Origin of the sequence: Delftia sp. RIT313, assembly GCF_000632165.1 — a bacterium.
GTDB lineage: Bacteria > Pseudomonadota > Gammaproteobacteria > Burkholderiales > Burkholderiaceae_C > Comamonas > Comamonas acidovorans.
Map to the genome: position 1 here is coordinate 51614 of NZ_JFYT01000112.1, position 20823 is coordinate 72436.

Annotated in this window: 19 protein-coding genes; 11 read left to right on the forward strand and 8 right to left on the reverse strand. The window is 69.0% G+C overall.

Annotated features, from left to right (window positions below; all coding sequences use genetic code 11):
- Positions 1-6: 6 nt before the first annotated feature.
- On the forward strand, positions 7-465 hold the full coding sequence (gene ybeY / locus BW39_RS28850) for an rRNA maturation RNase YbeY (protein WP_012203154.1): 459 nt from the start codon (positions 7-9) through the stop codon (positions 463-465).
- A gap of 24 nt (positions 466-489) precedes the next feature.
- Here the strand turns inward: ybeY and acuI are convergent, their stop codons facing one another.
- The 3 genes from acuI to BW39_RS28865 are packed head-to-tail and all read right to left on the reverse strand — an operon-like array spanning position 490 to position 3768.
- Positions 490-1476, reverse strand: a complete 987-nt coding sequence (gene acuI / locus BW39_RS28855) for an acrylyl-CoA reductase (NADPH) (protein ID WP_043825730.1) — start codon at positions 1474-1476, stop codon at positions 490-492.
- Between the two features lie 41 nt (positions 1477-1517).
- Positions 1518-2774, reverse strand: coding sequence for a CaiB/BaiF CoA transferase family protein (locus BW39_RS28860; protein WP_043825732.1), 1257 nt, complete (start codon positions 2772-2774; stop codon positions 1518-1520).
- Positions 2775-2796: 22 nt separating this feature from the next.
- Entirely contained in the window at positions 2797-3768 is a 972-nt protein-coding gene (locus BW39_RS28865; protein WP_013804299.1) for a tripartite tricarboxylate transporter substrate binding protein, read from the reverse strand.
- A gap of 118 nt (positions 3769-3886) precedes the next feature.
- On the opposite strand from BW39_RS28865, the gene BW39_RS28870 reads away from it, so the two are divergent.
- Positions 3887-4831 carry a LysR family transcriptional regulator gene (locus tag BW39_RS28870; RefSeq protein WP_043825735.1) on the forward strand — a complete coding sequence of 315 codons (945 nt, stop codon included), beginning with the start codon at positions 3887-3889 and terminating at the stop codon, positions 4829-4831.
- 190 nt (positions 4832-5021) lie between these two features.
- Positions 5022-5780: a sulfite exporter TauE/SafE family protein gene (locus tag BW39_RS28875; protein ID WP_012203149.1), complete on the forward strand. Its 759-nt coding sequence runs from the start codon at positions 5022-5024 to the stop codon at positions 5778-5780.
- Between the two features lie 28 nt (positions 5781-5808).
- On the opposite strand, the gene BW39_RS28880 is transcribed toward BW39_RS28875, so the two are convergent.
- Positions 5809-6171 (reverse strand): Arc family DNA-binding protein, encoded by a 363-nt coding sequence (locus BW39_RS28880; protein ID WP_081816313.1) that lies wholly within the window; start codon positions 6169-6171, stop codon positions 5809-5811.
- 127 nt (positions 6172-6298) lie between these two features.
- Between BW39_RS28880 and BW39_RS28885 the strand changes: the two genes are divergently transcribed.
- Positions 6299-6694 carry a hypothetical protein gene (locus BW39_RS28885; protein ID WP_043825738.1) on the forward strand — a complete coding sequence of 132 codons (396 nt, stop codon included), beginning with the start codon at positions 6299-6301 and terminating at the stop codon, positions 6692-6694.
- Between the two features lie 126 nt (positions 6695-6820).
- Here BW39_RS28885 and BW39_RS28890 read toward each other — a convergent pair whose 3' ends face one another.
- The 3 genes from BW39_RS28890 to BW39_RS28900 all read right to left on the reverse strand — a co-directional run bounded on the left by BW39_RS28890 (position 6821) and on the right by BW39_RS28900 (position 10188).
- Positions 6821-8596 (reverse strand): dipeptidase, encoded by a 1776-nt coding sequence (locus tag BW39_RS28890; RefSeq protein WP_043825740.1) that lies wholly within the window; start codon positions 8594-8596, stop codon positions 6821-6823.
- A gap of 132 nt (positions 8597-8728) precedes the next feature.
- Positions 8729-9199: a D-aminoacyl-tRNA deacylase gene (gene dtd / locus BW39_RS28895; protein WP_034390145.1), complete on the reverse strand. Its 471-nt coding sequence runs from the start codon at positions 9197-9199 to the stop codon at positions 8729-8731.
- Complete coding sequence (locus BW39_RS28900; RefSeq protein WP_043825742.1) at positions 9196-10188, reverse strand: cation diffusion facilitator family transporter; 993 nt, start codon at positions 10186-10188, stop codon at positions 9196-9198. The genes dtd and BW39_RS28900 overlap by 4 nt, the downstream gene beginning before the upstream one ends.
- Before the next feature lie 73 nt (positions 10189-10261).
- On the opposite strand from BW39_RS28900, the gene BW39_RS28905 reads away from it, so the two are divergent.
- From BW39_RS28905 to BW39_RS28930, 6 genes are all read left to right on the forward strand, one after another.
- On the forward strand, positions 10262-11836 hold the full coding sequence (locus tag BW39_RS28905) for a sensor histidine kinase (protein ID WP_043825744.1): 1575 nt from the start codon (positions 10262-10264) through the stop codon (positions 11834-11836).
- Entirely contained in the window at positions 11833-12474 is a 642-nt protein-coding gene (locus BW39_RS28910) for a response regulator transcription factor (protein ID WP_013804314.1), read from the forward strand. Before BW39_RS28905 ends, BW39_RS28910 begins: the two co-directional genes overlap by 4 nt.
- 160 nt (positions 12475-12634) lie before the next feature.
- Complete coding sequence (locus tag BW39_RS28915) at positions 12635-13138, forward strand: GlcG/HbpS family heme-binding protein (protein WP_200871556.1); 504 nt, start codon at positions 12635-12637, stop codon at positions 13136-13138.
- 172 nt (positions 13139-13310) lie between these two features.
- A complete protein-coding gene (locus BW39_RS28920; protein ID WP_034390137.1) occupies positions 13311-15389 on the forward strand; it encodes a putative bifunctional diguanylate cyclase/phosphodiesterase in 2079 nt (692 codons plus the stop codon).
- A 3-nt stretch (positions 15390-15392) separates the two neighbouring features.
- On the forward strand, positions 15393-16889 hold the full coding sequence (locus BW39_RS28925; RefSeq protein WP_012203132.1) for an AMP nucleosidase: 1497 nt from the start codon (positions 15393-15395) through the stop codon (positions 16887-16889).
- 98 nt (positions 16890-16987) lie between these two features.
- Complete coding sequence (locus tag BW39_RS28930; protein WP_235264308.1) at positions 16988-18220, forward strand: GGDEF domain-containing protein; 1233 nt, start codon at positions 16988-16990, stop codon at positions 18218-18220.
- Here BW39_RS28930 and BW39_RS28935 read toward each other — a convergent pair.
- On the reverse strand, positions 18217-19809 hold the full coding sequence (locus BW39_RS28935) for a GMC family oxidoreductase (RefSeq protein ID WP_043825752.1): 1593 nt from the start codon (positions 19807-19809) through the stop codon (positions 18217-18219). The two genes, BW39_RS28930 and BW39_RS28935, sit on opposite strands and share 4 nt — an antisense overlap.
- 156 nt (positions 19810-19965) lie before the next feature.
- Between BW39_RS28935 and BW39_RS28940 the strand changes: the two genes are divergently transcribed.
- Positions 19966-20814: a 3-hydroxybutyryl-CoA dehydrogenase gene (locus tag BW39_RS28940; RefSeq protein ID WP_043825754.1), complete on the forward strand. Its 849-nt coding sequence runs from the start codon at positions 19966-19968 to the stop codon at positions 20812-20814.
- Positions 20815-20823 lie beyond the last annotated feature (9 nt).

A 20823-nucleotide genomic window follows, 5' to 3' on the forward strand; every position in this document is an offset into this window, starting at 1 on the left:
CCTCCCATGTCCCTGAACCAACTGCAACTGTCCCTGCAATTCGCGCGCTTTGCCGAGGCGCCCGTCCACCGCGCCGTGCTGTCCCGCAGCAAGGTCACGCGCTGGATACGCCATGCCCTGGCCGTCGATGCCGAAATCACCGTGCGCATCGTCGACGCCGAGGAAGGCCAGCAGCTCAACCGCGAATACCGCCAGAAGGACTACGCCACCAACGTCCTGACCTTCGACTACCAGCAGGAGCCCACGGCCATGGCCGACCTGGTGCTGTGCGCCCCCGTGGTCGAGCGCGAGGCGCGCGAGCAGAACAAGACGCTGGAGGAGCACTACGCCCACCTGCTGGTGCATGGCACGCTGCATGCCCAGGGCTGGGACCATGAAACCAGCGAGCAGGACGCCGAGGAAATGGAAGCCTACGAGACCGAGATCATGGTCGAGCTGGGCTTTGCCGACCCCTACGCCAAGTAGGCGGCACCAGGGCCCGCGCGGGCCTCAGCGCGCCGTATCGATGACGATCCGGCCGCGCACCTGGCCGGCAAGCAGCCTGGGCGCCAGCGCAACCGCATCGGCCAGGCCCGCCTCTTCGGTATTGCGCTCCAGCACCTCGCGCGGCAGTTCGGCAGCCAGCCGCGCCCAGGCCTGCTCGCGCCGCGCCTGCGGCGCATAGACGCTGTCGATGCCCAGCAGCGACACGCCGCGCAGGATGAACGGTGCCACGGAAGCCGGCAGGTCCAGCCCCTGGGCCAGTCCGCAGGCCGCCACGCAGCCGCCGTAGCGCAGGCTGGCGCACACATTGGCCAGCGTATGGCTGCCCACGCTGTCCACGGCCGCCGCCCAGACCTCCTTTTGCAGCGGCTTGCCGGGCGCATCCAGGCTGCTGCGCTCCACGATCCGCGACGCGCCCAGCGCCTTCAGGTGCTCGGCCTGTTCGGGCCGCCCGGTGCCGGCGTGCACCTCGAAACCCAGGCGCGACAGCAGGGCCACGGCAATGCTGCCCACGCCGCCATTGGCCCCCGTCACCAGCACCGGGCCGCTGGAGGGCGTGATGCCATGCGCCTGCAGCGCCATCACGCACAGCATGGCCGTATAGCCGGCCGTGCCTATGGCCATGGCATCCCGTGCGCTGAAGGCCTCGGGCCGGCGGATCAGCCAGTCGCCGTTCACGCGCGCCTGCTGGGCGAGCCCGCCCCAGTGGGTCTCGCCCACGCCCCAGCCGTTGAGCAGCACGGCATCGCCGGGCTGGAAACGCGCGTCCTCGCTGTCCAGCACCGTGCCGGCCAGGTCGATGCCCGGCACCATGGGGAACTGGCGCACCACGGGAGAGCGCCCCGTGATGGCCAGTGCATCCTTGTAGTTGAGCGTGGAATGCGAGACGGCCACGCGCACCGCGCCGGCGGGCAGGCTGGCTTCGTCCAGCTCCACACACTCGGCACGGGTTTCACGCGGTACGGGTTGGGTCAGCAGCAAGGCTTTGAACATGGGGTCTCCAGCAAGGCAGTGGCAAAGGAATCCAAAGGCAATCAGGACTGCGGCGCGCCCAGCACGCCGCTGCGGCACAGGCGGGCGATGGCCTCGTCCGCCATCCCCAGCTCACGCAGCAGCGCGAGATTGCCATCGCCCAGGACGGGGGCCGGCGCACCCGGCAGGGGCTCGGCATCCATCCACCGGAACCCCAGCCCCGGAGTGTCCACCGCAGCGCCGCCGGCGCCATAGCTCACAGGTGACACGGTGCCGGCAGCGCGGGCCTCGCCCAGGAATTCACCCAGGCGCCGCACCCTTGCCGCAGGCACGCCCACGGCGTTGAGCCGGGCTTCCATGTCCCGAGCACTGCGTGCGGCAAAGGCCTCGGCCAGACATGCCTGCAGCCGCTGCAGCGCGGACACATCGCGCGCGGCAACAAAGCCGCCCTCGGGCGCATTGAAAGCATCGAGGTCCAGCAGCGTGGCGTCCTCGCACAGCGCATCGAGCCCCAGCACGCTGGCGAGCCTGCGAAACTGCTGCGGCGTGTTGGCGGCCGTGGACAGCCAGCCGTCGGCGCACCGGTAGGTGTCGGCCGCCGGGCTGCCCGTATAGCCCCGGTTGCCCACGCGCCGCGGCTCCACGCCATGGGTGAGATAGGTACAGGCATGCGGGTACATCAGCATCAGCGAGGCCTGCAGCATGGAGGCATCGATGTGCTGGCTGCGCCGCTCGCCAGGCGCCCAGGCGTTGCGCTGGTGCAGGGCCGCCGTGACCGACAGCGCCCCCAGCATGCCCACCGCCACGTCGATCACGGGAAAGCCCACCTTCACGGGCGGCGCTTCCTCGTCGCCCCCCGCCATCATCATCATGCCCGTGAGCGCCTGCACCACATGGTCATAGGCGCCCCGCCCGGCCCACTCGCCCTGCTGGCCAAAGCCCGAGATGGAGCAATACACCACGTCGGGACGCGCCGCCCGGATGTCCTCGTAGCCCAGCCCGTGGCGCGCCACCACGCCGGGGCGGAAGTTCTCGATGAACACATCTGCCGTGCGCGCCAGGGCACGCACGATGTCCGCACCCTCGGGCTGGCGGATGTCCACCGCCAGCGAACGCTTTCCCGCATTGAGCGCCACGAAGCCCGAAGGCATGCCGCCCCCGGGCTCGCCGGGCGCCCGGCTGTTGCGCATGACCTCGCCACGCGTGGGCTCGACCTTGATGACCTCGGCCCCGAGCTGGGCCAGGTAGTGCGAGGCCAGCGGCCCCGCGATCACATGCGACATGTCGATGACGCGCACTCCTTGCAGCGGCTTGTCCATACCCGTCTTGCCTTTCCCTGGTTCAACTGTTGGCGGTTATGCCGGCCAGCTCGATGATGGCGGCCCACTTGCGGTTCTCGCTGCGCACGAAATCGGCGAAGGCCTGCGGCGAAGCGCTGGCCGTGGCCTCGTTGCCGACAGCCTCGAACGAGGCGCGCAGCGCTGGCTGGGCGGCGGCCTGGCGCACGGCGGCGTGCAGGCGCTCGACCACGGCAGGAGGCGTCCTGGCCGGAGCCCACAGCCCGAACCAGGACTCCTGCACTGCCAGCTCGCTGCCCAGCACCTCCTGCAGCGTGGGCACCTCGGGCAGCTGCGCCAAGCGCTTGCGGCTGGTCACCGCCAGGGCCCGCAGCTTGCCGCCCTGCACCTGGGGGATGCCGGTGCCCGCCACCGGAAACGCATACTGCGTATCCCCGCGGATCAGCGATGCCGCAATCTCCACCGATCCCTTGAGCGGTATGTGCGTGACCTGCAGGCCCGCCAGCGAGGCCAGCGTGGCGCCCGCCAGATGGGCCGAAGTGCCTATGCCGCCCGAGCCGTAGTTGGCCTGCGCCGGCTGGGCCTTCAGCCCCGCGATCAGCTCCCGGGCCGTGCGCCAGGGCGCATCGGCACGCACCACCAGCACCGTGGGCGACGAGGCCAGGTTGCTGACGGGCGTGAAGTCGCCGATGGGGTCGAAGCGCAGGCCCGGTTGCAGCAGCTTCTGGATCAGGTGGGTGTTGGAGCCCATGAGGCAGGTGTAGCCATCGGCGGGCTGCTGCGCCACATACTGCGCGGCCAGCACGCCGGCCGCACCCACCTTGTTCTCGATCACGATGGACTGCCCCAGGATCTCCCCCAGCACCGGGCCGGCCTGGCGCAACTGCACATCAGGCCCCCCGCCCGCCGCATACGGGGAAATCACCCGCACCGGCCGGCTCGGAAAATCGCTGGCCCGCACCAGCGGAAGCGCGGCAGCCGCCAGGCTGCCTGCCAGAAAGACGCGTCTGTCCATGGTCCTGTCTCCTTGTCGCTTGTCGTCGTGGGGTCACGATAGAACGGCAGGCCCATTTCCAATAGTGATATGTTTGGATAGATGGCAAACCTCCGGTAATCACTCCACCCCCGGGAACATGCACGACTTCGACCCGCAACGCCTGCTGTCGCGGCTGCGCTTCAAGCACCTGCAGCTCCTGCTGGCCCTGCACCAGGGAGGCAGCCTGCGCGCCGCCGCCGGCCTCATGCATTTGACCCAGCCCGCGCTGAGCAAGGCCCTGGGCGAAATCGAGGCGGCCTTCGGCGTGGCGCTGTTCCTGCGCAATGCGCGCGGGCTCGAACCCACGGCCCAGGGCGAGATCGCCATCCGCGGCGCGGCCATGCTGCTGGCCGAGCTGCGCCATCTGGGCAGCGAGACCGCCCAGCAACCCGCCATCACCTTGCTGCGCATAGGCACCCCGCCCTTCGTGGCACAGGGCTACCTGCCCGGCGTACTGGCGGACCTGGCCGCACAGCAGCCCCATGTGCGTGTACAGCTCAAGGAAGAACGCGTGCCTTTGCTTGTGCAATGCCTGCTGGACGGCGAGCTCGACGCCCTCATCACCAGCTACCCCACCGAACTGCCTGAGGCTGCAGGCCAGCCGCTGCGCTACGAAAAACTGTTCGACACCGGCTTCACCGTCATCGCCCCGCCGGACCACCCTGCAGGCCACGCGCGCAGCAACCGCTGGGAGGAACTGGCGCGCCAGCGATGGATCCTGCCCACGCGCAGCTCCATGCTGCGCCGCATGATGGAAGAGGTGTTCCGCCGCGAAGGCGTGATCGCGCCCACGCCCGTCATCGAATCCACCAGCCCCTTCACCAACCTGCAACTGGTCCGGGCCGGCCTGGGGCTCAGCGCCGTGCCCGACTCCACGCTGCAGGCCTCGCCCCGGTCGCTGGGGGTGCGCAGGGTGCATGTCACACCCGCCATCTCCATGGGCCCCGTGGCGCTGATCTACCGCAGCGCCGTCGCCAACCCACGCGTCGCCCTGCTGCGCGCCACGCTGGGCCTGCCCGGCCCGGTGGTGGAGCCGCCCTAGTCGCCAGGCGGCCACCACGCCGGCGCGATCCTGTCCTTTTGCGCAAAGCAGCCCTGACCCGGTCGGCATGCCGGTGCGACAGCCCGCCCGATGGTCCGGCACTAAGATCGGCCTCGACCTATAACACCGGCCTGGCCGCGCAAGGCCACGGCGGCCTGCCGATGCCCGGCCCCAGGAGGAGACAACACCCATGTGGGACATCGCACTGCTCATGAGCGCCGCCTTCGTGGCCGGCGCGCTCAATGCCGTTGCCGGAGGCGGCAGCTTCCTCACCCTGCCCGCCCTGGTCTTCACCGGCGTGCCGCCCGTGGCCGCCAACGCCACCGGCACCGTCGCCCTGCTGCCCGGCTACATGGCCGGTGCCTGGGGCTTTCGCCAGGACATGGAGCCGCCGCCCGGCCTGGGCATGCGCGGCGTCATCGTGCTGTCGCTCATCGGCGGCTCGCTGGGCGCGGCCCTGCTGCTGGTCACGCCCGACCACCTGTTCCGCAAGGTCGTCCCCTGGCTGCTGCTGGCCGCCACCGCCATGTTCGCCTTCGCGCCCCAGCTCAGGCGCATGGCATCACGCGGCAGCGCCGAGCATGCCGCCCATGCATCGCCCCTGAAGGCCGGCGCCGGCATGCTGGCCGTGGCCATCTACGGCGGCTACTTCAACGGCGGCCTGGGCATCCTGCTGCTGGCCCTGTTCGGCCTGCTGGGCCAGACCAGGCTGCATGCCATGAACGGCATGAAGAACCTGGTCTCCGCCCTGCTCACGGCCATTGCCGTCGCCATCTATGCGGCCGGCGGCGTCGTGCAGTGGGAGCAGGCCCTGGTCATGATGATTGCCGCCACCGCAGGCGGCTACGGCGGCGCCCGCCTGGCGCGCCGCATCCCGCCCGAATGGCTGCGCGCGGGCATCGTGCTGACGGGGCTGGTGATGGCGGGGGTGTTTTTCTGGAGGCAGTGAGGCGGGGCTTTTGAAGAAGGGCCGCTGCTCAGGCCTTCCTTGGCCGCTGCCTATTCTTTGGCGGCTGTGCATCCACCGGTGCTGTCTCAGCAGACACCAAAGGCACTGCACGCAGGCTTTCAGCAACCCTGCGTGCAACGTCCTCTTTCCATGACTCGTCCTGGGTCAGCGTCAAAACGGCCACATCCGCAAGCGACGCCGCCATCGCGGACCGAACGGCCACATCATGTCCAAAGTCTGCTTTGGCGCCGGTTGCGTCAAGGCTGCTCTCCAGCCTCGCAATGATTTCTGCGTTCACGCTGCGATTGTTGTTCTTGGCAACGAGGGTGAGCTTTTCACGCAGCTCCACAGGCATACGCAACGGGTAGGACGGCACTTGCTTGTCAGTCATCCGCCAGATTCTGGACATCAGAAAGATTCATGACAAAGAATCTATTTGACATCAAACAATCACAGATATCTAATAGATTCAGAGTGGCTCGCCACGCACCAATACCGAATCGCGAGGAGTTAACGACATGGATGCCGCGTCCAAGCAGTCGCACCCAGTAGACACCGCTGCCTGGCCCACCATGCAGCAAATGATCGCCCTGTCCATTGCCCGCGCAGAGATGGGGCTGGTTGCCCTGATCGAAACACGCTGTGCCGACATGGACTGGCATGACGCGGATGTCGAGGTGGACCTGGCTGCAGACCTGGCGCTGAATCACATCCGGCAAATTCGGCACAAGGTATTCGAGGACGCCAGCGAATTCGACAACGAGTGGTACCTCGCCCGCGCAGTCATCGCCCTGGCCGCCCAGGCCTTCAATCGTCCACATAGTCTCTACGCCCGGCGCCTGAAACTGCTCTTGCAACTGTTTGATGAAGCACCGTCCTTTGTGGAATACGCGGAGCATGGTCCGGAAGGTTGAGGGCAGGCAGGCCTGTGCCGCATCCAGGGCAGTCGGCTTTCATGTGTCGAATGACTGGGCGGAAGTGGACGAAAAAAAGCGCCTTGCTTTCACAAGGCGCTTTCGCATTTCAATAGCCGGAGAGTGTCACTGCATCTGCTTCAGATTCCCGATGCGCACCAGCATTTCCGTGAACATCTGCATGTCGGCGCGCAGGTCCGGCAGTTCCTTGTATTCGAGCGCGTTGTGCGCCGTGTACTTCTTGCCGGGCATGGCGGGGCCGAAGTTGATGGCGTTGGGCATGAGCTTGGCCGTGGTGCTGCCGGCCGTGGGCACGGGTTTGGCGTCCAGGCCCGTGGTGTCGCCGAAGATGTTGAGCAGGGTGGACAGCCAGGCGCCCTTGGGGTCGCGCGCCATCCAGTTGCCCTGGGTGTATTGCAGGGTCAGGGGGACCTTGGCGGCCGCGCTCCAGCGGGTGATGCGTTGCTCGACTTCGGTGCGCAGTTGCTCGGGCGTCTTGCCGCGCGGCATGCGCACGTTGGTGGTGACTTCCAGCTTGCCGTCTGCCGCCTTGATGAGGTTGGGCGACAGGGTCAGCGGGCCCATGAAGTCGTCGGCATAGGCAACGCCCAGCTGCTTGCCGAAGTAGTCGAGGCCGAAGGCGCCGTTGATGTAGCGCAGGGCGTTGCTGTAGGCATTGGGCTGGACCAGGGCCACGCCATCGGTGGGCATGAGCACCTGTTGCAGGAACAGCGTCAAGCGCGGCACGGGGTTGACGCCTTCCTCAGGGCGCGAGCCGTGGGCCGAGGTGCCCGTGACCTTGACGGTGGCTGCGGTGCCGCTGCGCTGGATGTCGATGGTGAACGGCCCACCCTGCCCTGCATAGCTGGTGGTGAAGTCACCCTTGGCCGCCTGCAGGCGCGCGGCGATGGCTTCGATGGCGGCTTCGTCGCCGGCCGTGATGGTGGCGGTGGCAGTCTGCGCAATGGCGTTGGCCGAGGCGGCGCCGGCCATGGCGGTGATGGCGGGCTGGGCGGGGTCGGCCTTCACTTCGTCGAATACGGCCTTGAGCGCGCCCGAGCCCTTTTCCGCGACGACGGCCGGGTACTTGCTGTCCAGCACGATGTTGTAGGCAGGCAGCGTGGTCTTGCCCTGGTAGTACTTCATGGCGTCGCCGCCGGTTTCCTCGGTGGTCTCGATCATGAGGCGTATGCCGCGCGACAGGGGCAGGCCGCTGTCCTTGACGGCCTTCATGGCGAACAGCACGGTGGCGATGGAGCCCTTGTCGTCGATGGTGCCGCGCCCGTAGAGCTTGTCGCCCACGCGCGTGACCTTGAAGGGGTCGATGGCCTGGCCATCCAGCACCCATTCGGCAGGGACGACGGGCACGACGTCTGCATGGGTGAGGATGCCGAATTCATCGGCACCCGCGTTCGAGGCGCTCGCGGTGTTCGCAGGCAGGGTGACCTCGAAGATGCGGTTGTCCACGTTGCGGTACTGCAGGCCGAAGTCCCTGGCCATCTGCTGTACCAGTTCGCCGAAAGCCAGGATGGCCGGGCTTTCATGGGGCGGCACCTTGGCATCGCGCACGGTGGGCAGGGCGACCATGCGCTCGATGCTGGCCAGCACAGCCTGCTCCTGCGTGAGACGTGTGTACAGGCCCAGCAGGCGGGCGATGTGGTTGAGGTCATCCCCCGCAAGCGCGGCGCCTGCGGCATGGTGCTGCACGGCCTGGGCGATGGCAGGCTGCGCGGCTGCGACCTGCTTCAGGAAGCTGGCGAAGTCGGTGGGTGCCGGCTGGGCCTGGGCCAGCGCGTCCAGCGCGGGCTTCCTGAGGGTGTCGGCGCCGGCCGCGCCGCTCCACGCCAGGGCCATGCTCATGGCAAGGGCCAGGGTGGAGGCTTTGAACGGATGGTTCTTCATGGTCGTCGGTCTGTCGATGAATGCTGAGGCCGCAAGAATACGGGCTTTGCAGCCCTTTTCCGGCCAGGACGTGCTCGCAGATCGCGCCAGAATCCGCCCCAGAACAGCAGGTCTGCAGCAGGTCTGCGGCAGCTAAGCGGCTGCGGCTGGGGGGATCGACAGCGGAATGGTCACGGGCCCGTCGTTGAGCAGGTGCACCTGCATGTCGGCGCCGAAGCGGCCCGTGGCCACGTCGGGATGCAGGGCGCGCGCCCGCTGGACGATGTAGTCGTACAGGCGCTCGCCCTCGGCCGGTGGCGCCGCGCGCGTGAAGCTGGGGCGGTTGCCGCCGCCGGTGTCGGCCGCCAGCGTGAACTGGCTGACGATGAGCAGGCCCCCGCAGGCGCCCTGCCCGTCCAGGTCCTGCACGCTGCGATTCATCTTGCCCGCGTCGTCGGCAAAGATGCGCAGCTTGAGCATCTTGGCCAGCAGCTTGTCGGCCTCGGCCTCGGTGTCGCCGCGCTCTGCGCAGACCAGGGCCAGCAGGCCGGGGCCTATGCTGCCGGCGACCTGGCCGTCGATTTCCACGCGCGCCTGTTTCACGCGCTGCAGGATGCTGATCATTGTTCGGGGTTCGGGTTCTTGTCGGTGGATGGGGAAGGAGTGTCCGCCTGGCCTGCCGCCTCGATAGCGGCTTCCATGGCGGTCTGCATGCCCAGGGGCAGCAGCTCGATGCGCGCATACAGGCCGGGCACGGCCTGCAGCAGTTCGGCCTCGATCTCGGTGCGCAGCCGCGCGGCGCGGGCCACGCTCCAGTCACCGGGCACATGCATGTGCAGATCGGCAAAGCTGCGCTCGCCAGCGCGCCGGCTGGAGATGTTGTCGAAGACCACGCCATGCTCGCGGTGCGCATGGCGGTCCAGCACGGTGTCGATGCGCAGGCGCTCGGGCGCGTCCAGCGCCTGGTCCATCAGGCCCTGGGACGACTGCCAGACCAGTTGCGCGCCCTGCACGCAGATGTTGATCGCAACCCCTATGGCCACGGCCGCGTCCAGCCACAGCCAGCCTGTGAGCGCTGCGCCCATCAGGCCGATGACGACGCCGGCCGAGGTCCAGACATCGGTGAGCAGGTGGCGGGCATCCCCCTCCAGCGCCATGGAGCGGTGCTGGCGCGCCGAGCGCAGCATGGCCACGGCCAGCAGCCCATTGAGGGCGGAGCTGACCACGGACAGCGCCAGGCCCCAGCCCAATTGCTCCAGCGGCTGCGGGTTCCACAGCCGCGCCAGCGCCGCCCAGGCGATGGCCAGGCTGGCGCCGATGACCAGGATGCCCTCGAAGCCCGCAGAGAAGTACTCGGCCTTGTGGTGCCCATAGGGATGGTCGGTGTCCGCCGGCCGCTTGGCGATGGTGACCATGGTCAGCGCGAACACGGCACCGGCCAGGTTGACGAAGGATTCGAGCGCGTCCGACAGCAGGCCCACCGAACCCGTGAGCCACCAGGCCAGGGTCTTGAGCACGATGGTCAGCAGCGCCACGACCACCGAGATGCGCAGCAGGCTGTGCGGCGCCATCCAGTCGGGTGCGTTGGCGGTAGGTGGAGTGGACTCGGCCATGCTGCGCTGCGATAGGTGGGGGTGCTGCGGATTAGACCACTGCCTGCGCGGGCCGCATGCCAGAATCCGCGCCATGAATGGATGGCAGCGATCAGCGGGGTGGGTGCTGGCCTGGGCCGTGGCCGCAGGCTGCGGCGCGGCCTGGCTGGCGCACGCTCGCCTGCAGTCGCTGCGCGAGGTCTTCGATACCGATGCCCGCATTGCCCACCGGCTGCTGAGCCAGCGCATGGTGCAGCACGATGCCATCCTGGGCACGCTGGCGCTGCTGCAGCCGCGCCAGCCCGCGCCCGACCAGGCCTCGTGGAAGCAGTTGCCGCGCCTGTATCCGCAGGTGCTGGATGTGGCGCGCCGCTCGGCCGCCGCAGGCGAGTCCTGGCCCGCGCCCTGGCCGCACGGCATGGCCGAGGCCGAGCGCCGCTCCCAGGCCAGCGGCCATGCCGAACTGGCCCTGGCCGATCTGGCCCGGGGCCGCCTGTACCTGGTGCAGGCCGGGCTGCCGGCCAGCTATGCATTGCTGCTGGACCTGCGCGCCACCATCCCCGCCGACGAATGGCCCATGCCACCGGCCACCAGCCCGGTGCGCGCCTGGCTGGCCCTGGGCGGGCAGGAATTCCTGATCCAGCCCGGCAGCAGCAGCTCGCCAGGCTGGAACACATGGTCCTGGGAGGTGAGCAAGACCCTGGCCTCACCCAGCCAGCCGCTGGTGCTGTACCTGCGCCAGCCGCTGGACGCCTCGGTGCTGCCCTGGACGGCCATGCTGGGCTGGGCCCTGGGCTGTGCGCTGGCCGTGGCCGCGCTGCGCACCCTGCTGCGCCAGCGCGTGGCCCGCCGCCGCGCCGAGCAATTGCTGCAGCTGGGCCAGGTGGCGCGGCTCAATACGCTGGGCGAACTGGCCGCAGGCATGGCGCATGAGCTGAACCAGCCGCTGACGGCCGTGCTGTCCAACAGCCAGGCCGCGCGCCGCCTGCTGGCCGAGGACCCGCCCGAGATGGACGCCGCCCGCCAGGCCATGACGCAGGCGGCCGAGCAGGCCAAGCGTGCGTCCGCCGTGGTAGGCCGGCTGCGCCGCCTGGTGGAGCAACCGGGGCTTGCGCCCCAGGCCGAGCCGCTGGATCTGAACCAGGCCGTTGCCGAAGCGCTTTATCTGCTGGAGCCCGAGCTGCGGCGCCGCCAGGTCCAGGTCAAGGTGCAGATGAAAGTGCAGGCCGCCGATCTGCCCGCCGCCCAGGCCGACCCCGTGGCCGTGCAGCAGATACTGCACAACCTGCTGGTCAATGCGCTGCAGGCCATGCACGAGCAGCCGCCCGCAACACGCCATCTGCGGGTGGAACTGGAACGACGCGACACCCGCCTGCTGGTGGCGGTGCAGGACAGCGGACCCGGCGTGGCGCCCGAGATGCGCCAGCGCCTGTTCACCCCGTTTGCCACGGGCCGCGCCCAGGGGCTGGGCCTGGGCCTGACGTTGAGCCAGAGCCTGGCCGAATCCATGGGCGGCAGCCTGGAGCTGGCCGCCTCGGGACCGGGCAGCGGAGCCCGCTTCGAGCTGCTGCTGCCTGCGGCGTGCGCCAGTGCATGCGCCAATGCATCCACGGCACGCGCCGCCCCCACCGCATCCACACCACCACCACCACCACCACCGAACCCATGACCGCCGCGCCTGCCCAAGACCTGTCCCCGCTGATCCATCTGGTCGATGACGACGAGGCCGTGCGCGACAGCCTGGCCCTGCTGATCGGCACCGTGGGCCTGCGTGTGCAGTGCTGGGCCGATCCGCTGGCCTTTCTCGAAGGGCTGGACCGCCAGGGCATAGGCGCCATCGTGATGGACGTGCGCATGCCCGGCATCGGCGGACTGGCCCTGCTGGGCCGGCTGGTGGAGCAGGGCGTGGACCAGCCCGTGATCATGCTCACCGGCCATGGCACGGTGGACATGTGCCGGCGCGCCTTCAAGGCCGGCGCGGCCGAGTTCCTGGAAAAGCCCGTGGACGACGAAGTGCTGATCGATGCGCTGCAAGGCGCCGTGCGCCAGCATGTGCAGTCGCGCGAACGCCAGCAGGCCGACCGCGATGCGCAGCAGCGCTTCGCCCAGCTCTCGGCACGCGAGCGCGAGGTGCTGGCGCTGATCGTGCAGGGCCTGACCAACAAGGAGATAGGCCGCAGCCTGGAGCTGTCGCCGCGCACGGTGGAAACGCACCGGGCCAACCTCTTCGCCAAGCTGGAGGCGCCCAGCCTGGCCCAGCTCATACGCCGCTACGCCAGCCTGGCGGACACGGCGGCAGGCGCCTGAGGCGCCACCTCCTCGCCCAGCAGCGCGCCTGGCTTCTCCGTATTTCTACGCAGCGCCGCGCGTAACCGTCCGAATGGTGCGCGGCGGCGGCATTTTCTACAGTGCATGCATGCCGTCCGGGCGTGTGGCCCGGGCCGTACTGACCCCCAAGGAGAAGACCATGCAACGCCACGCCAACAAGCTTGCCACCCTCGCTGCCCTGACGCTGGGCCTGATCACCACCGCCGCCCAGGCCGAGGCCGTGCGCACGGAAAAGAACATGTCGCTGGAGCTGGCCAACCAGATCGCCGCACGCAGCGTGGCCGCCTGCGCCGCCGACGGCTATGCCGTCACCGCCACCGTGGTGGACCGTGCCGGCACCGTGCGCGCCGTGCAGCGCGCCGACAATGCCGGCCCCCACACGCTGGAGGCCAGCCGCCTGAAGGCCTACACGGCCGCATCAGCCAAGAACAGCACGCTGGCCATCATGGAAGGCGCGCAGAAGAACCCCGGCGCCGCCAACCTGGTGAACATTCCCGGCTACCTGCTGCTGGGCGGCGGCCTGCCGGTGAAGGTGGGCAACGAGGTGATCGGCGCCGTGGGCATCGGCGGCGCGCCCGGCGGCCACCTGGACGACAAGTGCGCCCAGGCTGCACTGGGCCAGGTGCAGGACCTGCTCAAGTAAAGAAGCCGCGCCGCACGTGATGCGGCGCTGCAAAAAAAAGACAGGCCGCCATGGCGGCCCCCGATGCCCGACAGCCGCACGCGCTCCCACGCGTCAGCGGCCGCTCACCCTCGCACAAGAGCGCTATCAAAATCTCGGCGATTCCGCTATAAATCCCCAGCGAGGGGGACGCATGCCAGAGAACATCGATGCGCAAGACACGGGGCCCGACGATGCGCTGTTGCGGCTGATAGCAGATACGGCTCCGGCCATGCTGGCCTACTTCGATGCGCGCACGCTGCGCTGCCGCTTCGCCAACATCAACTACGCACGCAATTTCGGATTGACGCCCGCCGAGGCGGTGGGCAAGACCGTGCGCGAGATCGTGGGCGAAGCCGTGTGGCAGCTCATCGCCGAGCATGTGGAGCGCGGCCTGCGCGGCGAACATGTGCGCTACGAGCGCGAGGTGCCCCAGCCGGATGGACCGCCTCGCCATATCGAATCGCTGCTGATGCCGCACTTCGAGCACGGGCAGCTGCAGGGCGCCGTGGTGCAGATCACCGACGTGAGCCACCACCACCATGTGGCGCAGAAGGTGCGCGACAGCGAAGAGCGCATGCGCAAGTTCACCGAGGTCACGACCGAGGCCATCGTCATGCACCGCGACGGCCTGATCATCGACGGCAACGAGGCCCTGTCCCGCCTGGCCGGCTACACGCTGGACGAGCTGACCGGCCGCCCCATCCTCGACTACATCTGCCCCGAATTCCGCCTCTACGCACTGCAGTACATGCGCAGCGGCCGCGAGGACCGCTTCGACGGCGCCATCCAGCACAAGGACGGCCACCGCATCCCCGTGGAGATCGAGGCCAAGACCATGCCGGCCGAGGGCGGGCCCTACCGCATCGTGCTGGTGCGCGACATCACGCTGCGCCAGCTGGCGCAGGAGCGCATGGACTTCCTGGCCCAGCACGACCAGCTCACCCAGCTGCCCAACCGCGTGCGCCTGATCCAGATGCTGCGCCAGGCGCTGTCGCTGGCTTCGGTCAAGCAGCGCACGCTGGCCGTGCTCCTCATCGACCTGGACCATTTCAAGACCATCAACGACTCGCTGGGCCACCAGGCCGGCGACCTGCTGCTGTGCGAGGTCGCCCAGCGCCTGCGCGGCAGCGTGCGCGCCCATGATCTGGTGGCGCGCGTGGGCGGCGACGAATTCGTGGTCGTGCTCACCGATGATCCCGATCCGCAGGAAACCGAGACACAGGCCAGCCACCTGCAGCGCATCATCGAGGCGCCCTGCGCCATCGATGGCACGCCGCTGGTGATCTCGCCGTGCATGGGCATCGCCATGTACCCCGGCGACGGGAAAAACGCCGAAGAGCTGCTCAACCGCGCCGAAAGCGCCATGCACATGGCCAAGGACAGCGGCCGCCGCAACCTGCAGTTCTATGCACCCGCCCAGGACGGCCAGGCCACCCAGGCCCAGATGCTGATGCAGGAGCAGCAGCTGCGCGGCGCGCTGGAGCGCGGCGAGTTCGAGCTGTACTACCAGCCCCAGACCTTCACGGCCGATGGCCGGCTGGCGGGCTTCGAGGCCCTGGTGCGCTGGCGCCACCCGCAGCGCGGCCTGGTGCTGCCCGGCGAGTTCATCGGCTTTGCCGAGGCGCGCGGCCTGATCTCGGCCATAGACCACTGGGTGCTGCGCGAGGCCTGCCGCCAGGCGCGCCAGTGGCAGGACGAGGGCCTGGCGCCGGTGCCGCTGTCCGTGAACCTCTCGGCGTTGGAATTCCGCCAGCGCGACATGGCGCGCGAGGTGGCACAGGTGCTGGAGGAAACGGGGCTGGAGGCGCGCTGGCTGCACATCGAGCTGACCGAGTCCACGCTGATGCACACCAGCGGGCAGGTGCAGGACACCTTGCAGGCGCTGCAGGCCCTGGGCGTGGGCCTGGCCATCGACGACTTCGGCACCGGCTACTCCTCCCTGGCCTACCTGCGCCGCCACCCGATCAACCAGCTCAAGATAGACCGCTCCTTCATCGCCGACGTCCCCGATAGCGAGGACGACACGGCCATCGTCACCGCCATCGTGCAGATGGGCCACAGCCTGCACCTGGACATCGTGGCGGAAGGCGTGGAAACACCTGCCCAATTGGCGCTTTTGCGCGAGCTGGGCTGCGGCATGATGCAGGGATACCTTGTGGCGCCGCCCCTGCCGGCCGAGAGGGCGCGCGCCTGGCAATTGCACAACAGTCATCCAGTCCAACGACAATAGCCCATGGTTTTGCTTCACAACCCCTCGCAGGCCTCCAGGGCCGCAGCCACCTTGCACACCGACCCCCAGCGGGCCCTGGAGCACGTACAGCAGATCTACCGGGAGCAGATAGAGCACCTTCGCTCGAACATGCAGCGCTTCGTCTCCGGCGAAACCCCGGCCGCTCCCGTCCACGCCTACTACCCCTTCGTTCGCATGCACACGAGCACCGTGGCGCGCGCCGACACGCAGCTGGCCTACGGCTTCGTCGAGGGCCCGGGCACGCACGAGGCCACGCTCACGCGGCCCGACCTGTTCTCGCGCTACTACGCCGAGCAGTTCCGCCTGCTGATAAAGAGCCACGGCGTGCCGCTGGAGGTGGGGCTGAGCGACAAGCCCATTCCCATCCACTTCTCGTTCGCCGAGAACGACCACATCGAGGGAACGCTCACGCGCGAGCGGCGCCAGCTGATGCGCGACGTGTTCGACCTGCCCGACCTCGAAGCCATGGACGACGGCATTGCCAACGGCACCTGGCGCCCGCATCCCGGCGAGGCCCTGCCGCTGTCCCTGTTCACCGCCCCGCGCGTGGACTACTCGCTGCACCGCCTGCGCCACTACACGGGCACCCAGCCCGAGTGGTTCCAGAACTTCGTGCTGTTCACCAACTACCAGTTCTACATCGACGAATTCATCCGCCTGGGCCACGCCGAGATGGCCCGGGAGGACAGCGAGTACGTGGCCTTCATCGAGCCCGGCAACGTGGTCACGCGCCGCACCGGCCTGCCGGCCCAGCCCAATGACGAGCTGGGCACGCCGCCGCCGCGCCTGCCGCAGATGCCGGCCTACCACCTGGTGCGCGCCGACCACAGCGGCATCACCATGGTCAACATCGGCGTGGGCCCGGCCAATGCCAAGACCATCACCGACCACATTGCCGTGCTGCGCCCGCACGCCTGGATGATGCTGGGCCACTGCGCGGGCCTGCGCAACAGCCAGCAGCTGGGCGACTACGTGCTGGCCCACGCCTATGTGCGCGAGGACCATGTGCTGGACGAAGAGCTGCCGCTGTGGGTGCCCATTCCCGCGCTGGCCGAAATCCAGCTGGCACTGCAGCAGGCCGTGGCCGACGTCACGCAGATGGACGGGCCCGACCTCAAGCGCATCATGCGCACCGGCACCGTGGCCAGCACCGACAACCGCAACTGGGAGCTGCTGCCCAACAACCTGCCCCAGCTGCGCTTCAGCCAGAGCCGCGCCGTGGCGCTGGACATGGAAAGCGCCACCATCGCGGCCAACGGATTCCGCTTCCGCGTGCCCTACGGCACGCTGCTGTGCGTCTCCGACAAGCCGCTGCACGGCGAGATCAAGCTGCCCGGCATGGCCAACCACTTCTACCGCGAGCGCGTGGACCAGCATCTGCGCATCGGCATGCGCGCCATCGACATCCTGCGCGAAGGCGGCACCCAGCGCCTGCACAGCCGCAAGCTGCGCAGCTTCGCGGAGGTGGCGTTCCAGTAGCGCCCCGCCGCCGGCCACCGCTTCTCACGGGCCACGCTTCGCACCGCCATCCAGGGACGCACATGCCATCCACGCTGCCTACCCTGGACTTTTTCTCCATGACCGCCGTCGTGGCCATCAACATGATGGCCATGTCGGCCGCCCTGCCGCTGGCCATGGGGCGGCGCGTCAGCGGTGCGGCGCGCCATGCGCAGCACTTCTTCCTGATGCAGGCCGTGGCCTGGACCCTCATCCTGATCGCCAGCCGCCTGCCCCACGGCCTGATGGGACGTGACCTGCTGTCGCTGGGCGCGGCGGCGTTGGCCGCCACCGCCCAGTGGCAGATGGCGCGCGCCCTGCGTGAATGGCTGGGGCCGCGCCCGATGCTGCTGGAACGCGGCCTGATCGCGCTGTGCGTGCTGGGGCCGCTGGGCTTTGCGCTGCTGCTGCCCCAGGCGGCCCTGCGCACCGGCTGGTTCAGCGCCGTCCATGGCCTGTGCCTGATGGCGCTGGCCGGCCTGTGCCTGGACCCACAGCGGCCCGTGGCGCGCAGCTGGCGCTACCTGATGTGCGGCGTGGCCGCCTTCATGGGGCTGATGCTGTTCGTGCGCAGCTACCTGGCCCTGGCCACGCCCTTCCTGCCCAGCTTCACCGCAGACAGCGGCGCCAACCAGATCTTCGCCCTGCTGACCACGCTGAGCAGCACGCTGCTCATGGTGGCCGTGCTCGTGGCCTGGCGCGACGAGACCAGCCAGCAACTGCGCGACCTGGCCTTGCAGGACATGCTCACCGGGCTGCCCAACCGCCGCGCCCTGCTGGAGCGCGCACCCGCCATGCTGGCCCATGCCCAGCGCCACCGCCAGGCCCTGGCCCTGGTGATGCTGGACCTGGACCACTTCAAGCATGTCAACGACGAGCACGGCCACGCCGTGGGCGACCAGACGCTGTGCCTGTTCGCCCGCCTGCTGCAGCAGCAGCTGCGCAGCGACGAAATCGCTGCGCGCTGGGGCGGCGAAGAGTTCTGCCTGCTGCTCTACACCACGGACGACGGCGTGGACACCCTGTGCACCCGCCTGCAGTCCGCGCTGCTGCAGGCCTCGCGCAAGGTGCTGGGCTTCGAAGTGCGCTTCAGCGCCGGCTGCGCCCACGCACCCCAGGCCTGGAACGGCCTGTGCCTGGAGCTGATGCTGGCCCCCGCAGACGCCGCCCTCTACGCCGCCAAGCGCCGCGGGCGCGACTGCTGGACGCAGGTGCGGCTGAGTCCGGTGACCGCGTCCGAGGAGCAGGGGCCGCAGCCGTCGGCCTCCATCCCGGAGCAGGCCATGGCGCACGGGCGCACGCCAGGCACCTAGAGGGATCCCCCGCGGATCATGTCCACCGCCTTCTCCGCGATCATCACCGTGGGCGCATTGGTGTTGCCGCTGACGATGCGCGGCATGACCGAGGCATCGACCACGCGCAGGCCCTTGATGCCGTAGACACGCAGCTGCGCATCGACCACATCCATGGGCCCCGGCCCCATGCGGCAGCTGCCCACGGGGTGGTAGATGGTGTCGGCATGGCTGCGAATGAAGGCCTCGATGCCTGCATCGTCCTGCGCGCCGGCCGAGGCCGGCATCTCGCGCCCGCCCAGGGCCGCCAGCGCCGGCTGGGCCAGGATCTCGTGGGCGCGGCGCACGCCGTTCACCATGCGCCGCAGGTCCTGCGCGTCGGAGAAAAAGGCCGGGTCCACCAGCGGCAGGGCCAGCGGGTCGGCACTGGCCAGGTGCAGGCTGCCCCGGCTGGCCGGCTGCAGCACGCAGACATGCAGCGAATAGCCATGGCCCCAGACCGTCTTGCGACCGTGGTCCACCAGCTTGGCGACGACGAAGTGCAGTTGCAGATCGGGCGCAGGCTCGCCAGGGCTGCTGCGGATGAAGCCGCCCGCCTCGGCAAAGTTGGTGGTCAGCATGCCGCGCCGCTGGCTGCGCCATTGGCCCACGGCGGCCAGCAATCTGCGCGCACCGCCCAGTGACAGGCCGAAGCTGTCGGTCAGCTGCGCGCCATCGACCACCAGCACCACATCCGGGTGGTCATGCAGATGGGCGCCCACGCCGGGCAGATGGTGGACCACATCGATTCCCAGCGAACGCAGGTGATCGCCCGGCCCCACGCCAGACAGCATCAGCAGCTGCGGCGACAGCAGTGCGCCGCCGCAAAGCAGCACCTCGCGCCGGCAGTGCAGTTGCTGCACCGTACCGCCCTGCAGGTACTCCACGCCCACGGCGCGCCGGCCCTCGAACAGAATGCGCAGCACCTGGGCACCCGTTTCCACGCGCAGATTGGGCCTGGCACGGTGCGGCGCCAGATAGGCCTTGGCGACGTGGTGGCGCTCGCCGTTGCGCTGGGTGACCTGGTACAGGCCCACACCCTCCTGCGCCTGGCCGTTGAAATCCGCGTTGTGCGCATGGCCGGCCTGCACGCCCGCCTGCACGAAGGCCCGCGACAGCGGGTTGGGATCGCGCAGGTCGGCCACGTTCAGCGGACCGCCCGCGCCATGCCAGGCATCGGCGCCACGTTCGTTGTGTTCGGCGCGCAGGAAATAGGGCAGCACCTCGCTCCAGCTCCAGCCCGGGTTGCCCTGGGCCGCCCAGTGGTCGTAGTCGGCCGGCTGGCCGCGCACATAGACCATGGCGTTGACCGCGCTGGAGCCGCCCAGCACCTTGCCGCGCGGCTGGTGGCCACGCCGCCCGCCCAGGCCCGGCTGCGGCACGGTGGACAGTCCCCAGCTGTGGCGCCCGCCCTTGGCCATGGCGGCCATGCCCGCCGGACAGTGGATGAGCACGCTGGAGTCGGCCGGCCCGGCCTCCAGCAGCGCCACCTGCGTCTCGGCATCCTCGCTGAGCCGCCCGGCCAGCACCGAGCCCGCCGATCCCCCTCCGATCACGATGAAATCCAGCATGTCTCCCCTCCCCTGCGGTGTAGCCATCCACTGTTGCAGTCGCCTGCGCGGCGCCGCAAGCCGGGGCAAACCCGGTGGATGCTCCGAATCCCGCTACGATCGCCGGATCGCATTCACGTTCGCATTCACTTTGTTCGTTTCAGGAGACTGACAGTCATGGCAATTCAAACCGTAGGCATCATCGGCGCAGGCACCATGGGCAACGGCATCGCGCAGGCCTGCGCGGTATCGGGCATCGACGTGGTCATGGTGGACATCTCGGAGGCCGCCGTCCAAAAGGGCGTGGCCACCGTCTCGGGCAGCCTGGACCGCCTGATCAAGAAGGAAAAGCTGACCGAGGCAGAGAAGACCGCCGCCCTGGCCCGCATCAAGACATCGACCGACTACGCGGCCCTGAAGGGCGCGCAACTGGTCATCGAGGCCGCCACCGAGAACTACGAGCTCAAGGTCAAGATCCTCAAGCAGCTGGACGCGCTGCTGGATGCCGACGTCATCGTCGCCACCAACACCTCGTCCATCTCCATCACCCAGCTGGCCGCCGTGACGGGCCGTGCCGACAAGTTCATCGGCATGCACTTCTTCAACCCCGTGCCCATGATGGCGCTGGTGGAGATCATCGTCGGCCTGCAGACCAGCGACGAGACGCACGCCACGGTCAAGGAACTGTCCGAGCGCCTGGGCAAGAGCCCTATCACCGTGAAGAACGCGCCCGGCTTCGTGGTCAACCGCATCCTGGTGCCCATGATCAACGAGGCCTTCTTCGTGCTGGCCGAAGGCCTGGCATCGGCCGAGGACATCGACGCCGGCATGAAGCTGGGCTGCAACCAGCCCATCGGCCCGCTGGCCCTGGCCGACATGATCGGCCTGGACGTGTGCCTGGCCGTGATGGACGTCTACCTCAAGGAATTCGGCGACAGCAAGTACCGCGCCTGCCCCCTGCTCAAGGAAATGGTGGCCGCCGGCCGCCTGGGCCGCAAGACGGGCCGCGGCGTGTACAGCTACTAATACACCGCC

Coding starts and splice junctions, on each gene's coding strand:
- ybeY (WP_012203154.1), top strand. CDS start 7: ATGTCCCTGAACCAACTGCAACTGTCCCTGCAATTCGCGCGCTTTGCC.
- acuI (WP_043825730.1), bottom strand. CDS start 1,476: ATGTTCAAAGCCTTGCTGCTGACCCAACCCGTACCGCGTGAAACCCGT.
- BW39_RS28860 (WP_043825732.1), bottom strand. CDS start 2,774: ATGGACAAGCCGCTGCAAGGAGTGCGCGTCATCGACATGTCGCATGTG.
- BW39_RS28865 (WP_013804299.1), bottom strand. CDS start 3,768: ATGGACAGACGCGTCTTTCTGGCAGGCAGCCTGGCGGCTGCCGCGCTT.
- BW39_RS28870 (WP_043825735.1), top strand. CDS start 3,887: ATGCACGACTTCGACCCGCAACGCCTGCTGTCGCGGCTGCGCTTCAAG.
- BW39_RS28875 (WP_012203149.1), top strand. CDS start 5,022: ATGTGGGACATCGCACTGCTCATGAGCGCCGCCTTCGTGGCCGGCGCG.
- BW39_RS28880 (WP_081816313.1), bottom strand. CDS start 6,171: ATGACTGACAAGCAAGTGCCGTCCTACCCGTTGCGTATGCCTGTGGAG.
- BW39_RS28885 (WP_043825738.1), top strand. CDS start 6,299: ATGGATGCCGCGTCCAAGCAGTCGCACCCAGTAGACACCGCTGCCTGG.
- BW39_RS28890 (WP_043825740.1), bottom strand. CDS start 8,596: ATGAAGAACCATCCGTTCAAAGCCTCCACCCTGGCCCTTGCCATGAGC.
- dtd (WP_034390145.1), bottom strand. CDS start 9,199: ATGATCAGCATCCTGCAGCGCGTGAAACAGGCGCGCGTGGAAATCGAC.
- BW39_RS28900 (WP_043825742.1), bottom strand. CDS start 10,188: ATGGCCGAGTCCACTCCACCTACCGCCAACGCACCCGACTGGATGGCG.
- BW39_RS28905 (WP_043825744.1), top strand. CDS start 10,262: ATGAATGGATGGCAGCGATCAGCGGGGTGGGTGCTGGCCTGGGCCGTG.
- BW39_RS28910 (WP_013804314.1), top strand. CDS start 11,833: ATGACCGCCGCGCCTGCCCAAGACCTGTCCCCGCTGATCCATCTGGTC.
- BW39_RS28915 (WP_200871556.1), top strand. CDS start 12,635: ATGCAACGCCACGCCAACAAGCTTGCCACCCTCGCTGCCCTGACGCTG.
- BW39_RS28920 (WP_034390137.1), top strand. CDS start 13,311: ATGCCAGAGAACATCGATGCGCAAGACACGGGGCCCGACGATGCGCTG.
- BW39_RS28925 (WP_012203132.1), top strand. CDS start 15,393: ATGGTTTTGCTTCACAACCCCTCGCAGGCCTCCAGGGCCGCAGCCACC.
- BW39_RS28930 (WP_235264308.1), top strand. CDS start 16,988: ATGACCGCCGTCGTGGCCATCAACATGATGGCCATGTCGGCCGCCCTG.
- BW39_RS28935 (WP_043825752.1), bottom strand. CDS start 19,809: ATGCTGGATTTCATCGTGATCGGAGGGGGATCGGCGGGCTCGGTGCTG.
- BW39_RS28940 (WP_043825754.1), top strand. CDS start 19,966: ATGGCAATTCAAACCGTAGGCATCATCGGCGCAGGCACCATGGGCAAC.